Annotated in this window: 15 protein-coding genes; 4 read left to right on the top strand and 11 right to left on the bottom strand. The window is 32.0% G+C overall.

Features of this window, described 5'->3' with window-relative positions; all coding sequences use genetic code 11:
- Positions 1 to 232: 232 nt before the first annotated feature.
- The 5 genes from ERL59_RS02270 to ERL59_RS02250 form a co-directional block, all read right to left on the bottom strand.
- Positions 233 to 1,648, bottom strand: a complete 1,416-nt coding sequence (locus ERL59_RS02270; RefSeq protein ID WP_235929765.1) for a TRAP transporter large permease — start codon at positions 1,646 to 1,648, stop codon at positions 233 to 235.
- Positions 1,649 to 1,653: 5 nt separating this feature from the next.
- The gene (locus tag ERL59_RS02265; protein ID WP_160644073.1) at positions 1,654 to 2,148 is read right to left on the bottom strand and encodes a TRAP transporter small permease; all 495 of its coding nucleotides are present in this window, start codon (positions 2,146 to 2,148) and stop codon (positions 1,654 to 1,656) included.
- A gap of 49 nt (positions 2,149 to 2,197) precedes the next feature.
- Positions 2,198 to 3,298: a TRAP transporter substrate-binding protein gene (locus ERL59_RS02260; RefSeq protein ID WP_160644071.1), complete on the bottom strand. Its 1,101-nt coding sequence runs from the start codon at positions 3,296 to 3,298 to the stop codon at positions 2,198 to 2,200.
- A gap of 109 nt (positions 3,299 to 3,407) precedes the next feature.
- The gene (locus tag ERL59_RS02255; RefSeq protein ID WP_160644069.1) at positions 3,408 to 4,106 is read right to left on the bottom strand and encodes a response regulator; all 699 of its coding nucleotides are present in this window, start codon (positions 4,104 to 4,106) and stop codon (positions 3,408 to 3,410) included.
- Positions 4,107 to 4,112: 6 nt separating this feature from the next.
- On the bottom strand, positions 4,113 to 5,732 hold the full coding sequence (locus ERL59_RS02250) for an ATP-binding protein (RefSeq protein ID WP_160644112.1): 1,620 nt from the start codon (positions 5,730 to 5,732) through the stop codon (positions 4,113 to 4,115).
- A gap of 158 nt (positions 5,733 to 5,890) precedes the next feature.
- On the opposite strand from ERL59_RS02250, the gene ERL59_RS02245 reads away from it, so the two are divergent.
- Positions 5,891 to 6,955, top strand: coding sequence for a DctP family TRAP transporter solute-binding subunit (locus ERL59_RS02245; protein WP_160644067.1), 1,065 nt, complete (start codon positions 5,891 to 5,893; stop codon positions 6,953 to 6,955).
- 92 nt (positions 6,956 to 7,047) lie between these two features.
- Here ERL59_RS02245 and ERL59_RS21370 read toward each other — a convergent pair whose 3' ends face one another.
- The 5 genes from ERL59_RS21370 to ERL59_RS02225 form a co-directional block, all read right to left on the bottom strand.
- Positions 7,048 to 7,734, bottom strand: a complete 687-nt coding sequence (locus tag ERL59_RS21370) for a GNAT family N-acetyltransferase (protein WP_328699887.1) — start codon at positions 7,732 to 7,734, stop codon at positions 7,048 to 7,050.
- Between the two features lie 30 nt (positions 7,735 to 7,764).
- Positions 7,765 to 8,625 carry a patatin-like phospholipase family protein gene (locus ERL59_RS02235; protein ID WP_328699888.1) on the bottom strand — a complete coding sequence of 287 codons (861 nt, stop codon included), beginning with the start codon at positions 8,623 to 8,625 and terminating at the stop codon, positions 7,765 to 7,767.
- A 21-nt stretch (positions 8,626 to 8,646) separates the two neighbouring features.
- Entirely contained in the window at positions 8,647 to 10,266 is a 1,620-nt protein-coding gene (gene abc-f / locus ERL59_RS02230; RefSeq protein ID WP_160644063.1) for a ribosomal protection-like ABC-F family protein, read from the bottom strand.
- A 292-nt stretch (positions 10,267 to 10,558) separates the two neighbouring features.
- Positions 10,559 to 10,693, bottom strand: coding sequence for an RAxF-45 family protein (locus ERL59_RS21230; protein ID WP_268894482.1), 135 nt, complete (start codon positions 10,691 to 10,693; stop codon positions 10,559 to 10,561).
- Positions 10,694 to 10,791: 98 nt separating this feature from the next.
- Positions 10,792 to 11,952 (bottom strand): serine hydrolase, encoded by a 1,161-nt coding sequence (locus ERL59_RS02225; RefSeq protein ID WP_160644061.1) that lies wholly within the window; start codon positions 11,950 to 11,952, stop codon positions 10,792 to 10,794.
- A gap of 299 nt (positions 11,953 to 12,251) precedes the next feature.
- Between ERL59_RS02225 and ERL59_RS02220 the strand changes: the two genes are divergently transcribed.
- The 3 genes from ERL59_RS02220 (at position 12,252) to ERL59_RS02210 (ending at position 15,203) form a co-directional block, all read left to right on the top strand.
- Positions 12,252 to 14,132 carry a right-handed parallel beta-helix repeat-containing protein gene (locus ERL59_RS02220; protein ID WP_160644059.1) on the top strand — a complete coding sequence of 627 codons (1,881 nt, stop codon included), beginning with the start codon at positions 12,252 to 12,254 and terminating at the stop codon, positions 14,130 to 14,132.
- The gene (locus ERL59_RS02215; RefSeq protein ID WP_160644058.1) at positions 14,092 to 14,337 is read left to right on the top strand and encodes a right-handed parallel beta-helix repeat-containing protein; all 246 of its coding nucleotides are present in this window, start codon (positions 14,092 to 14,094) and stop codon (positions 14,335 to 14,337) included. The genes ERL59_RS02220 and ERL59_RS02215 overlap by 41 nt, the downstream gene beginning before the upstream one ends.
- Before the next feature lie 221 nt (positions 14,338 to 14,558).
- On the top strand, positions 14,559 to 15,203 hold the full coding sequence (locus ERL59_RS02210) for an aquaporin (RefSeq protein WP_160644056.1): 645 nt from the start codon (positions 14,559 to 14,561) through the stop codon (positions 15,201 to 15,203).
- A 95-nt stretch (positions 15,204 to 15,298) separates the two neighbouring features.
- Here the strand turns inward: ERL59_RS02210 and ERL59_RS02205 are convergent, their stop codons facing one another.
- On the bottom strand, positions 15,299 to 16,006 hold the full coding sequence (locus ERL59_RS02205; RefSeq protein ID WP_160644054.1) for a DUF899 domain-containing protein: 708 nt from the start codon (positions 16,004 to 16,006) through the stop codon (positions 15,299 to 15,301).
- Positions 16,007 to 16,071 lie beyond the last annotated feature (65 nt).

Genomic DNA, 16,071 nt, shown 5'->3' with positions numbered 1-16,071 from the left:
AGTATTATTTTTTATTTAAGCAACTTTATTTTACCAAAGATTAAATAATATATAGACGGTACCTGACAGTCCAATACAACTAATTATGATTGTCATTACAAAAATGGCATAAAATCAGGATGTTTATCTACAACTTAAGTAGTAAGTAAATTACGATGAAAATAAAAAAAACGATAAATTTGATAACAATTTATCGTTAAATATTGAAAGATTTAACTATATTAAACAGATTTTATCTCAAACTATAAATAAGATCAGGCAACCATAAACTAATGGCAGGTATATAAGTAATTAATATTAAACCAATAATAACAGCAATTAACCATGGAAATGCTGATTTTGTAACATCTAATAAAGCCATTTTTGTCATTCCACTAGCTACATATAAATTGAGTCCTACAGGAGGGGTAATCATTCCTACTTCCATATTCACAACCATGATAATTCCAAAGTGTATTGGATCAATACCCATGGTTAATGCAACTGGAAATAAAATCGGAGCCAATATCGTAATGATCGCTGTGGGCTCCATAAATTGACCAGCGATAAAAAGTAATAGATTTACAATGAGTAAAAAAATAATCGGTCCTACATTCCATGCTGTAATCCATTCTGCAATGTTATGAGGTATTCGCTCTAACGTAACGATATGTGCAAATAACATCGCCATGGCAATGATAAAAAATAACATTGCAGTGGTTTTACTAGAATCTATTAAAATTTTTGGAATATCTTTTATCTTTAAATCTCGATGGATAAACAGTCCCACAACAAGTCCTATAAATACAGCTACTGCTGCTGATTCAGTTGGTGTAAAATACCCAGTGTAGATTCCTCCAATAACAACAATCGGTAACAATAAGCTCCAAAAACCATCTTTTAATGCTATAAACCTCTCCTTAAAACTTGCTTTTTGTGCTAAACTAAAATGATTTTTTTTTGCAATGATAAAACTAACCAGAGACAATAAAAATGCAAGCATGATCCCAGGTATTATTCCTGCTAGAAAAAGCTTTCCTGCAGATTGATCAACAGTGACTGCATAAACAATCATAGGGATACTAGGAGGAATCAAGATCCCTAATGAACCTGCTGTAGAAATAGAACCTACAGCGTAAGACTTTGAATAACCGTGTTTCACCATGGCAGGAATCATAATCCCTCCAATTGCAACAACCGTCGCAGGGGATGAACCAGAAATAGCTGCAAAAAGTGCACAAGCTGCGACACTTGCAATCGATAATCCACCTGGAATATGACCTACCCATGCATTAGTCAAATTAATAATGCGTTTTGCAACACCCCCTGCTGTAAAAATGTTTCCTGCTAAAATAAATAATGGTATGGCCATGAGTGTAAAATGACTTAAACCTGAAAATATTTTACCAGCTAAATCAGGCATTGGATCTGTTGTAAAATAATAGATAGAGGCTAGTGATGACAAACCCAAAGATACTGCAATAGGCAAACCCATAAAAAGAAAGAGAAATAACAGTGAAAACAAAGCAATTCCCATGCTATTTACTTGAATAGCATAAATAACACCAAAGATAGATATAAAAATCAATAAATATGATAATATTTTTTTTTGAAGTGTTTTTTTATGATTCGGAGATATCATCTTTTGTTCCCTATTTATATTTGTCATAGTATTCAAGAGCCTTCACCTTCTTCCTGATTGATAGGTTTTTTAAAGTAATGAATTAGTTCTTGTATAAATCGTAAACTCATTAAAGCAAAAGATATGGGTACAATAGATTTAGGAATATACACAGGTATTTCCATTTCAGGTGTCACCTGACCGAAAGAATAAAGGATTTGAATATGCTGTATGCCTAATATAGTGATCACTAAGCAAAAAAGAATACATAAACATAAAGCTCCAACACCAATCAACTTTTGTATTGCAAATGGAAACTGTTTCACAATGATATCAATTCCTATATGCACCTTCTCTCTCACTCCAATTGAAGCCCCGATCAATCCACAAGTAATCAATAAATATATAGAGGCTTCAAATGAAAAGCCTAAAGTCATATCAAAAATTCTCAAAACAATCTCCAGAAATGTTATAAAGACACCTAGGGATAATGTGATTGAAACTATGATTTCTTCCATATGATTTAATATCGTATTCCATTTCTTCATTAGGGATCACTTCCTTACATCTTTGACTTTGAAAAAAGAGTAGTTATTATTATTTATCTCTCAGTGCTTTAACTGCATTAATGAGATCTGCTCCTACTTCTTCCTCAAACTCATCATAAACAACATTCATCGCTTCGACCCAAGCTTGTTTCTGGTCATCTGTCAAATAATGAATCTCTTTTAACATGTCATCTGCTATAATTTTTTCAAGGTTTTCTTGATTTAACTTTTCTCCATTTTCACGCACCCACTGTGTTGTTTCATTCAACGCTTTTTCCAACTGTTCACGAACATCATCAGGCAATCCATTCCAAAATTCAACATTTGTAATAACAGCATATCCTAAATACCCATGATTACTGATTGTCATATATTTTTGTACTTCATGAAACTTTTTAGAGTAAATATTAGATAGTGTATTTTCCTGTCCATTAATGACACCTTGTTCAAGCGCACTATATACTTCACTAAACGGCATAGGAGTAGGAACTGCACTCACTGATTCAAATTGAGCTTCTAATACTTTACTTGACATGACCCTGAATTGTTGTCCATCAAAATCGTCCGGCATATAAAGAGGATGATCATCTAAAGTCATTTGTTTAAATCCATTGTCCCACATCGCAAGTCCAAGTAACTTTTGCTCTGATAACATATTAAATAATTTACCTCCAATTTCTTCACTCTCCATAGCATCCTGGACAGACGCTACATCATTAAATGCAAAAGGAAAATCAAAAATTGTCCACTCAGGAAAGAGTTTAGATACTTTAGATGTAGAAGGAGCAGCTATTTGGACATTGTTTTGTTGCACTGCTGCTAAAACATCATCATCGTTGTACAGTTGTGAGTTAGGGAATATCTCTACTTCAACTCTACCTTCCGTATACTGCTCAGCTAACTCTTTAAACATGTTTGCAGCTTTTCCTTTTGGTGTATCCTCTGCAACAACATGTGAAAACTTAATAACGATCTTCTCTGCTTCTACAGCTTTTGTAGCTTTGTTATTGTCATCTGAAGAGGAATTACTTTCACTTTGTGCCTCCTGTTCAGGTTCTGAGTTTGCATCTTGGGAACGAGCTCCACAGCCCACAATAAGTCCCATTACCAAAATTAAAGATAAACTGATCCATATCCAATTTTTTAACATTAAAAAATCCCCCTTATAGTAAAATGTACATTCGTTACAATGATAACGTTTACATCCTATAGGGGGAAGAATTCGTCCATATTGAACTTTTTGATCTTTTTGTTCTTCATTATTTTTTCATGATAAATCGATTGATTGGTCGACCCACCCCACCATATTGCACATCCAACTCTATTTTATTGGCTGCTTTTAGGTATTCTAGATATCTGCGGGATGTAACTCTAGCAACTCCAACCCCCTCAGCCACTTCTTCAGCAGATTTGGAGCTGTTTTGTTTATACAAATACTGTTCAATCAAATCCAACGTAGATTTGTTCAAACCTTTTGGTAATTCTATTTCATTGTTTACGATTTGCTGAGAACTTGAATTTTCTTTAGAAAAAAACACTTGATCTAGTTGAACTTGAGATATCGATTCATTGGAAAGTTTTGATTTATAGGCTTGAAAGTGATGTAAAGCTTGTTGAATACGATCAAATTTGAAAGGTTTAATAATGTAATCAATGGCGCCATTTTGTAACATCGTGCGAATTGTTTTTTTATCATTTGCAGCTGTAATTACAATTATATCTACCTCTTCTTTTTGAGCTCTAATCTGATAAAGTAGCTCTAGTCCATCCACTTTGGGCATGAATATATCTAAAACAACAAGGTCTGGTTTGTATTTTTTAATCTTTTTTAAACCTTCCTCCCCATTATTTGCTGTATCAACAACATAATATCCTTCAACCTTTTGTATGAATTGCTTATTTACTTCTTGTACCATAGGATCATCTTCAATCAATAATACACTCATTTGATCAGGCATTGATATTTATATACTCCTTTCTAATTTAACAGATGAACTGGATTCTACTTGTTTCATATCAAACTGAATGGAAAAACTAGTACCCTTATAAGGTCGTGAATTTACTTTTATTATGCCTCTTCCTTTATCAATCATGTTTTTAACCATGTATAATCCAATTCCTTGTCCTTCCTCCTCATTTGTTGTAAAACCTTCTTTAAAAATTTTCTCTTGGATGGACTCCGAAAATCCAATGCCGTTATCTTCTACAAGAATTTCACAAACCTCTTTATTTTGATAAATGTGTACATAAACCTCTTTGTCTTCTATTTCTGCTTTCTGAAGTGCTTTGAAAGCATTTTCTATTAAATTTCCAAGAATCAAGACAAAATCATGATGATCCATGTGATTTGGAAAATACTCTAGAGTACTATTTCTATCAATACTGACCTTAACACCAAGCTCTTTCCCTCTACTTACTTTACTTAAAAGTAAACCAGCGATACTTTGATTAGAAATACTCCTGCTTAAAAATCTAGTTAACTCTCCTTGTTCTTCAGTTACATGATAAACATAGTTTAATGCTTGTTCTTGTTCACCTAATTGAATTAACCCAGCAATCGTATGAAGTTTATTCATATGTTCATGATTTTGTACTCTCAATGCTTCAACAAAAGCTTTTACACCCGTAAGTTCCTCAGCCATCATCGTGAATTCTGTACGATCTTGAAAAACAGCAACTGCACCTACAATTTTTTGATCTACTTTTATGGGTACTCTACTACTCATAATGTTTGTATTCTGTATTAGAATTTCTTGATTATATATGGGATGTTCTAATTTTAACATTTCAGGTAATTTCGTATCAGGAACCACTTTACGAATCGGTTTTCCTACTACATCACCATGAATATGCAACATTTGTTTTGCCTTTTCATTAAAAATCGTAATCATCTCATTTTTATCTATCGCGATAACCCCTTCGTTTATCGCATGGAATGTCGCCGTTCTTTCCACTAGTGCTCTAACTATTTCATGAGGTTCTAATTGAAACATTTGTTCTTTAATGTGTTTTGCCAGTTGCCATGCGCCAAATATACCAAGAAGAAGTGTTAAAAACATAACAACACCTATTTCGTACTTCACTTCATAAATGGATTCCATATAAGTCGGTAATATATTACCAACGATAACAACACCAATTTGTTCACGTTGTTCATTCATTATCGGTACAAAGGCTCTCATAGCGATACCTAATTCACCTTTTGCCTTAGAAGCATACGTATGTTCCGCAAATGCAGGTCCTTCATCACTTCCATAAGAAATTGTCCCTAACATGGACTGTAAAGGGTGTGAAAATCGAATTCGATCGTTGTTTAAAACCGTGATATAATCCACATTATTTACTATTCTTATTTCTTCAACAACAGGATATATCTTTGTCCAACCATAAGGTGTTATTAAGCTTTTTTTTATCTCTGGAACTTCTGCAACCGTACGGGCAACAATCATGGATCTTTTTTCGATCTCGTTTTCTTTAATACTTTTAATGTTACCCAACACAAAGGTCCCCCCTATAAGGAGAGAAAATAGTACAACACCGAAAGAAAGAATTGTGATTTTAAGTTGTATAGGCAACGGTCTCAGTGTCATGATATGAAGTCCTTTCAAAACTAGTAAGTATATCTGTAAGAAACATTTCTACAATGATCACAAAAACCCTTCTATTGTTTACTATATATAACATTGATATTTAGTATGTTAAACTAGTGGTACTATAGGACTTTAAAATGGAGTGTTGGTTCATGAAAAACTTGCTCTACTTTTCCATTGCATTTCTAGTATTATTAATAGGCACTTTAATGTTAATATTTAAAATATTTCAAGCAGAAGATGAATTGACTTTTGATGATGAACAGGTGGGTTTAGAGGATCAAATAGTGATTCGTTTTAGTCATGTAGTGGCAGAAAATACACCTAAAGGATTAGCTGTTCAATATTTTGCTGATTTAGTCAGCGAAAAAACAGACAATAAAGTAAAAGTAGAAATATTTTCCAATGGAAATTTATATGCAAATGATGAAGAAGCACTCCAAGCTTTAAAACGTGGAGAAATCCAAATGATTGCTCCAGCTACTTCTAAGTTAACTCCATCATTCCCTGAGTGGCAATTCGTCGACCTTCCCTTTGTCTTTCCAACTTATGAAGCGGCAAACGAAGCCTTTAATGGTGAAATTGGACAATATTTATTCTCCCTTCTAGAATATGATCATCTAAAAGGTTTATCGTTTTGGAGCAACGGTTTTAAACAAATAACGAGTAATATTGGACCCATTCAAACACCTAGAGATTTATCAGGTCAGCACTTTCGAATTATGCCTAGTAAATTATTAAAAAAGCAATATGCTTTGTTAGATGTAAAAACAAGCATGATTCCCTTTAATTTAACTTATCAAAGTCTGGAAGATCATATCGTCGATGGTACGGAAAATACATTATCAAATATATATTCTAAAAAGTTTTATAGAGTTCAAGATCATTTAACGATTAGTAACCACGGATTTTTAGGATACATTGTTTTGATGAATAATGACTATTGGAATCAGCTTTCAACCGATATTCAAATGGTGATCATTGAATCGATGGAAGAGGCTTCAGAAATGATACAAAAAAAATCAATCGAACTAAATGAACAATCTTTAGAAAATATAAAAAAAGATTCAGATATTGAAATCTATCAACTTACAGAAAAAGAAAAACAACAATGGGTAGAAGAGCTCCAGCCAGTATATGGATCATATGAATCTGAATTTGGAAATAATCTGACTAATGAACTGTATAAAATACATGAAAAATATGGGGTCCAATGAACCCCATATTTTAAAAGAAGGAAGTGATAAAGAATATGAATCATTAAGCATATTCTACTAATTTACTAAATATGTCTAATGTTTATTATGAGCTAAATTTCTTCATTTTTTCTTATTAATTTATACATACCATGAGAAGCTGGAAAAGTATATTTAAACCCATATTTTTCATATAATTTGTCTGCCGGTTCATCCGCAATTAAGCTAACATAGGCACCATCGGGTGCATTTTCGTCTAAATAGGTCGTAAGTTCATTCATAATCAACTTACCAAAACCCTGACCTTGATAATTTGGATCTACAGCAATATCTACAATTTGATAAAAGCAACCTTTATCTCCAATGATTCTACCCATACCGATTAAATCATTATCATAATATATTGAAATTGCATGAGTTGTATTTTTCAGTCCAAGCTTAGCTCCTTTTTCACTTTTTTCGCTTAGACCTGTCATTTTTCTTAAGTTTTGATAATCTTCTATATCAGGTGCACCTGTATATTTAAGATAAATGTTTTTTTCTATTTCGATTGACTGCTTTTTCTTTTTTTCTAACGTCCACAATATGACGGATGTAAGTAGAAGCATAGTCCATACAAAAATCTGCAAGAAATAAATAATATAAAAAGTATAACTATCAGGAGGTTTTAAATCTACAATTACTCCTACACGATTATGAGTATAAAAATATATTTGATATATAAAAGAAGTAATAAATAACAATAAAAAAAATAATGATATGGAAAATTTAAAAATAATAAACTTTCTAATTCTTTTCAAAAACCTCTCCCCCATGTTTAAATACTACTTTTATTCAGTTTTTTCTATCCAATCTAACAGTTGATTATATTGCTCTTTAGCATCTTCAATTCCTTGCTCATATAATTGTGTTAATTTTATTTTATCTTTCTCTAAACTGTTTACTGGCAAATGTTTGGGTCTAAATACAAAAATATCGCCTTTATCCTCTAGATCGTTAATATACTGTAACGTTGCGTTATACTGAATATGCCGATTTATTATCGTATTCATTAACCCTTTATATTTTCGACGATACCTCGCTTTCAATATCCACCTGTAACTTTCCGGCTTTTTCTCATATCCTTTATTTCTAGTTAAGATGACAATATTTCGTTTATTCCCATCTTCTATAGACTTTTTAAGGGGGATCGGATCAGCAATCCCCCCATCCAATAACTCATAACCACCAAATTTAACAACCTTAGTAATTAAAGGTAAGCTAATGGAAGCTTTTAAAATTGTAAACACGTCTTTTGTTTCACAATTTTTATCGAAATAAATCGGTTCCCCCGTTATACAATCAGTTACAACAATTTTAAAGGTTTGAGGTGAAGAATGAAACGTATCATAATCAAAAGGTTCATGTTTATTTGGTAATTCATCAAAAATAATATCCATACCGAACATACTTCTCTTTGTAATTAAATTTCTAACACTAATATAGCCTGGATAATCAATATAATCAATACTCACTTTTTTACTTCTACCGATTTGTTTGGAAATATACGAGGTTGCATTACATGCTCCAGCAGAAGCACCAATGATATATGGTACTGAAAGATCTTTTTCTAAAAAATAATCCAAAACGCCTGCTGTATACACACCTCTTAATCCTCCCCCTTCAAGTACGAGTCCAATATTATCCATGATCACCACATCCTCATATGACTGTTAGAGCAAATGTTTTAGCTTGGCAAAATCATAATTGCCAATATACTTAAATAATTCTCCATGATCAAGCCAGTACGTTTGATGGAAACAACGATTTAAAAAATAACGGTCATGAGATACACATATAATGGTACCTTCAAATTGTTCCAACGTTTCTTCTAATACTTCTCGAGAATCTATATCTAGGTGATTCGTCGGTTCATCTAAGATGATAAGATTCATATCCTGATTCATTAATTGTGCTAGTCTTACTCGCATCTTTTCTCCACCACTTAGTTGACTTACTTTTTTAAAAACGGAATGTCCATAAAACATAAACTTTGCTAAAATATGTCTAGCTTCTGCTTCTGTCACATGAACCTGTTCTCTAAATAAATCGATAAGCCGACCTTCATGTTGGTTTTGAAACACGTGTTGAGATAAATAACCAATCCTTACATTACTGCCTAATTGAATTGAACCTTCATCTGGTACGATTTCATCCAAAATCATTTTTAGAATTGTTGATTTTCCACTTCCGTTATTCCCAATTAAAGCAATACGATCTTGATATCTTACCGACAAAGATAAATTCTCAAAAAGGATCATTTCATTAAAACCTTTTGTAACATTTTCAAACCTTATTACGTCCTTACCACTTCGTTCATTCATTTGAAGATTGAATTTCATTTTTGTATTTTCTAGTTTCGGTTTTTTAATTTTTTCTATACGTTCAAGTGCTTTTTCCATGTTTTTAGCACGTTTATGCAGCCCTGCATTGGGTGGATTCGCTCTATTTGCCCATTCCCTCAGTTGTTTTATCGTTTCTTTCATCTTTTTAATCTTTTTCTGTTGTTCTTGAAATGCAGCGAATTGATTTAAAATCCTTTTTTCCTTTTCTTCTACATAATAAGAATAATTCCCATGATACGTATGAAGTTCTCCATCTTCGACTTCAAATATTTTGTTTACAACTTCATCTAAAAAATAACGGTCATGAGATACAATGAAGACTGTGCCTTGATAGGTTTTCATAAAGTTTTCTAACCATTGTAATGCTTGAATATCTAGGTGATTTGTAGGTTCATCTAACAATAATAATTCAGGCCGTTTTAATAAAATTAACCCTAAACCTATTTTCGTTTGTTCTCCTCCGCTACATTTTGAAAATGGTTGATCCAACAATGAAGTGATCCCTAGACCATTACAGATCTTCATAAGATCTGCTTCCATTTCGTAGCCTCCCAATTTTGTAAATACCTCTTGCATTTCTCCATATTGTTTTAATAACTTTTCTAAATTGTGTACATCTGTTCTCATTTTTTGCTCAATACTTCTCATTTTTTTATTCAAATCATTGATGTCTTTAAATGCACCACATAATACATCCCTGACCGTATCCTGATCACCAAAAGAAGGAATCTGTTCAAGATAACCCACTTCTGCTTCTTTTTTTATATGAATTTTACCTTCATCACATGGTTCAATTCCAGATATAAGTTTTAAAATAGTTGTTTTCCCGCTTCCATTTGTCCCTACTAAACCAATTCGTTCTCCTTTTTTAACTTCAAATCTTAATTTCTCAAAAATGATGTTGCCACCTAAGGTTTTACTTACATCATGAACTGCACAAATAATCATTTAAATTTCTCCTTTCAAAAACACAAAAATTTCCTACAAAAGTTAAACTATATCAACAATGAATATCCCTATAGCTTTTGCGGACTCCAGAACACAAAAAAACCATGAGTAAAAATCAACCCATGGTTTTGAATAAACAAATTTTAAATAAACTTATACAGATAATTAAGAGTTCCTAATTTATATATTTAAATCAAATACGAATTAGGAAAAGTTTTTATTAAAGAAAAAAAGAGGGCAAATCGCCCTCCTATTGACATTATCTATATATTAAAGTTGGGTAAAGAGATTTTTACATTCTGTAATATGATGTTGTTTTATTAAAAATGGACATACGTATCCCATTGAAAACAACACCAGCAATAATTGCACGGACAATATACACATATGATAAATATCCTGTGCAGCCTTTTACAGAATGTAACATCTCAATCCCCCCTTTCAAAATTTGTATATTATAAAAACATATTCATCTTAACATAATTGATTTGGGATTACAATGTGCTTTCTATAGACAAACTTTAATTATTTTATTTTTATGGTTCTTGTTTCTTGTTCCCACTGAACCCTAAACCCTAAGGTTTCAGTAATCAACCGAAGCGGTACATAAATTCGATGATGTCTCTCTATGATTTCAGAACCCAGCTCATCGTCAATACCATTAATTTGAACCATCTGTTTATTTTTAATATTAAAAGTCATTGCTGTTTCATTTAAAGTTACATCTAGTATTCCGTTAGACCAATGTACTTGACCACCCAAATGTTCTGTGATAAATCGAACTGGAACATAAGTTGTACCTACTTGAGGATTTATCATTGGTTGAACATCTGGAAAAACTACTTTTTCACCATTCACTTGAATATGTACTGGTTTTAAACTCAAATGAATATTATGAATTTTTTTAGTTACTTGAGCAATGACACCTCTTACTTTTTCATATGGTATGCCTTTTGTCATTATTACAAGAATGTATGGATGTTCCTCAAAAACAATTCCAACATCATGATAAATTAACTCTAATGGAAGATAACCTACTTTATGTGCCACATTTGACTCGCTAACACCAGCAGGTATCGTGTCATTATAATCCGTATAAACAAAAGAATCTAACAATTCCTGTCCCAATAATTCATGTTCATCTATAAATTCATTTAGTGTTTTAGCATAGATTGCTAAGTCTTCTGCACTTAATTTATTATATCCATTCGGAAAAACATTTTTCCCGCCTATTTCTTTTAAAAAAGAGATAAAATTTGCTCTCCCCATTTTTTTAGTTAGCATAATATAAGCCACATTATCACTATGTACGATCATCTTTTTTACCAAATCACGAATCGTATATTGGGTACCAAAGGGCTGGAATTGAATTACACCACTTCCTTCATAGTAATGAATAACTGAATAGGTCAATTTTTGATCCAGATTCAAGTTCCCATTGGCTGCTTCTTGATAAATATATACAGCTAAAGGCAATTTTATTGTACTAGCCCCAGCATAAACTTTTTCTTTTTGATAAGACATCGATGTTCCTGTTACTAAATTTTCATAATAAAAAGCGATATCTCCTTTAGATTTAAGTTCGTCTAGCAATGTCTGTGGTAATTTCTCTTCTTGAGCAAAACTACTAATTGAAGTAGAAAAGAATAATATAAAAACTATTAAATACTGGATGTAGTATTTCATAAAATAAGTCTATCCCCTTTTTATTAAAAAATCTTAAGTTTCACTTGTTAATGCAATAATATAAACATTATACATTAAATCGCTCACTTCCTTTCTAGTTCTATTAAAAAATTGTTTTAAAAAAATGTATTGATTCTATTAAAAACTGTATTTTTTTAAGTTTTGGAAATTCTTTATTTAAAATCTATATAAAACTTTTAAATTCATTTATTGTCATCATTCCGCAACCGTCCAATCGTTTTTAGCATTGATGACATAAAATAAGTAATGAAATATAAATTGAATTAGGAGGATATAGCATGGCTATATTTAACTTAACTCCAACCGATAATATTCAGGATGTTATTGACAATGATGCAAATCCAGGAGATACAATTCGATTAACCGCAGGAACATATTTTCAGTGTGTCATGATTGGTATGGAGAAAGACAACATTCGAATCATTGGAGCTGGAATAGAAAAAACGATTTTTGAAGGAACTGGATTAGGTGAAGTGAGTGGTATTGATATACAAGCTTCGTCAATGGTTACAATTGAAAATGTAACGGTTCAAAATTATAATGAGAGAGGAATTCTAATTCAAACAAGTGATAACATCATAAATCAAGTAATATCACAAAACAATCAAAACAATGGTATGGAAATTTCAACAGATGCTGAAAGAAATTTAATTATGGAGTCATGTTCCAATAAGAATGGAAGTACTAAAGCTACTAACGTAGATGGAATTCAAGTAAATGGAGATCATAATTATATTGTAAAAGGCAAATTTATCGGAAATTCAAATGATGGGATAGCGTTAAATAGTTCCAACAATCTTGTATTCTTGAACCTCGCAAAAGAAAATGGTAGTGAAGGGTTTGAATCATATTCTGATGTAGACTCTGATGATTTTAATTTATTTATATGTAATCAGTCCATTAGAAATGATGATGATGGCTTTGAATTTGATGATAGTAATTTTTTATTATGGAATAAAGTTTTAGTTAATGATAATGATGGTCTTGAAATCAATGGTAATCATAACTTTCTTTGGGGTAATGAAGTAAACTGTAACAATGAGGATGGCATTCATATAGGTAACCATTGCAAAAATAAACTTATAAGAAATCATGTTCTTAATAATGGGGTTCAACAAATGGATAGTGGAATTCAGATTGAAGATGGTGAGGGTAATATAATTGACAATAACATTGTCTTAAACCATGTTCATTCAGGAATATTAGTAGGACAAAATGCTGAAAGTAATGTCGTTCGCGCTAACCGTTTACAAGAAAATAAACCTGATATTCAAGCTACTCCACCTGCGAATGTAAACACTTTATTCAACGAAAATAATTGTACTACGAGTGATCCTAATGGATTATGCCAAATCAATAACTTGTTTAACGTACCAGGTGATTTTAACACTATTCAAGAGGCTATTGACGCTGTAACTGAGGAAGGGTTTACCATTCGTGTTGGAGCAGGAATATTTAAAGAAGCACTAACTATTAATAATATAAGTCAGAATAGAAACAAAATCCGTATCATAGGAAATGGAAGAGGAAAAACAATTATTGATGGGACTGAATTACCAGCAGGTTCTATCGGAATCAATATAGATGAATCTTCATTTATCACGATTGAAAACCTGACTGTACAAAATTTTGATAGAAACGGCATACTAGTGAACACAAGTGATAATATACTACATTGTGTAGAAGTATTTGAAAATCAGAATGATGGCATTTTGATCGAATTACAGGGTACGCGTAATATGATCATGAATTGTGAATCAAGTGGGAATGGTTTCATTGGAATTTCAGTAGACGGTGATCATAATTATATCGTTTGTAGTCAGTGTAGTAGAAATAACAGCGAGGGTATAAGATTTAATAACGGTGAGTTTAACTTAGCATATCATAATTTCTGCGATGGGAATCAATCTGAAGGAATAGAGCCGGCTGGAGATAATAATTATATTATTTGTAATTGTACATTGAATAATATGGATGGAATTGAAGTAGATGATGATTTCAATCTAGTCCTTTTGAACAAATCCTTTAGGAATAAACGTGATGGAATTAATGTAGAAGACAGTAATAATTTAGTTTGGGGAAATGACTCTTATAATAATGAACGTGATGGAATCTTTATTGAAGAAGATAACAATAAACAATATCATAAAGAACAATGAAGTACGAGGTATAAGAATTGAAGATGAAAATACTCCTTCTGGTGATTTCAATATCATTGATAACAATATAATTACAAACAACAAAGGAACCGGAATTTTTTCAGGTAGTGGCACTAATAATAATGCCGTTCGATCTAATTGTTTGTTTAATAATGCATTAGACATTGATGACCAAGGAACAGACAATATTTTTGATGAAAACTAATGTCACAGTTTTATTTGTTAATTCAAAATCACAATAAACCAAAATTCATGAAGGAGAATGATAATGGGTTTCCAGTGAATTTTACATTCAGTTTACAATTTTATGGTTGCATCTTGACTTGTAAATAGATCATAATATAGAAGGATTTGAACATAAGTACATGATAAAAAATAGGAACATCTTTTTTGTTATCCATACATTTTATATTTAGGAGATTACTAATGACAAAAAAACTAATAGCTGAATTCTTAGGTACCTACTTTTTAATATTAGCTGGAACAGGTGCCATTGTTACTAACTCCATTACAGGAGATTTAACTCATGTTGGAGTAGCTATAACATGGGGACTTGTTGTGATGTCCATGATTTACACATTTGGTCATATTTCAGGAGCCCATTTTAATCCAGCAGTGACAATTGGATTTTTAACGAATCGAAGTATAACTAGTAAGGAAGCTACCTTATATATTTCAACTCAAATTTTAGCGGGTATAGCCGCAAGTTCTACACTTCTTATTTTATTTGGAAACATAGCTAATTTAGGTGCTACATTACCTAGAGAGGGATGGTTGCAAACTTTTATCATTGAATTTATTCTTACGTTCTTTTTAATGATGGTTATCTTAGGTTCTGCTGTTCATGGAAAAGCGGTGAAGTCCTTTGCAGGAATCGCAATCGGTACTACAGTTGGTCTTGAAGCTATGTTTGCTGGACCAATTAGTGGAGCTTCAATGAACCCTGCTAGATCCATTGGCCCTGCAATATTATCTGGAACGTTAGAACACTTATGGATATACATTGTCGCTACAACATTAGGTTCAATCGCAGCTGCTATTATTTATCAGTTTATACGAGAAAATGAATGAACTACCTCACAGAAAATCTCTTCATTAAGAGTAATTACAGGATAAGTTTCCAATAAACCAGAAATAATATTTGCCCTGGTTTATTGGATTATCTGTTAGTTATAGCTATCGTGTCTCTCTAACCATGCCATACTGTAAGAGAGATCTCCTTCGTTACCACGCCCTTTTGGTACTAAATCCATATATTGATACGCACCATTTACCATATCCAAACCACGTGAATAAGTAGAGTAAGTATGAAACACTTCACCATTTTCATTTTTATAAAAGACACTAATACCATGAGCCTCATCATGAGGTGCTTTGACAGTTCCAAAATTATAGAGCTTATCTCCTTTTTCAATTTCTTCTTTAGTAAATGAAACATTATAATCACGGTTAAAATCATTATTAAAGGATGAAACCCACTTAAAATTCCATCCCATACGCTTTTTATACTCCTCTAAAGTCCTTAATCCAGCCTTAGAAACAGCAATCATTGTAATATCTCTGTGGTTGAGATGAACAATAGCTCCGTTAAAATTATCTGCCCAGAAAGAACAACTTTTACAACCTTCTTTTTCATTAGGTCTAAACATAAAGTGATAAACAATGAGTTGACTTCTTCCCTCAAAAAGCTGTTCTAACGTTTCTTTACCATTTGGGCCTTCAAAAACATATTTCTCTTCTACCCTTACCCAAGGGAGTTCTCTTCTCTCTATACTCAATTGGTCTTTTTGACGGGTAAACGATTTTTCCTTTTCAAGATAAACCTTTCTTAATTCAAGCCATTCTTCTTTCGATACTATTTTTTGATGGTTCATGATTATCCTCCTCTTTTGTTATTTACTTAATCATGATGCATTCTAATATGTTACTATAAAGTCAC

The organism is Chengkuizengella marina, assembly GCF_009910845.1.
GTDB lineage: Bacteria > Bacillota > Bacilli > Paenibacillales > KCTC-33759 > Chengkuizengella > Chengkuizengella marina.
This window is presented reverse-complemented; position numbering and strand designations above follow the sequence as displayed.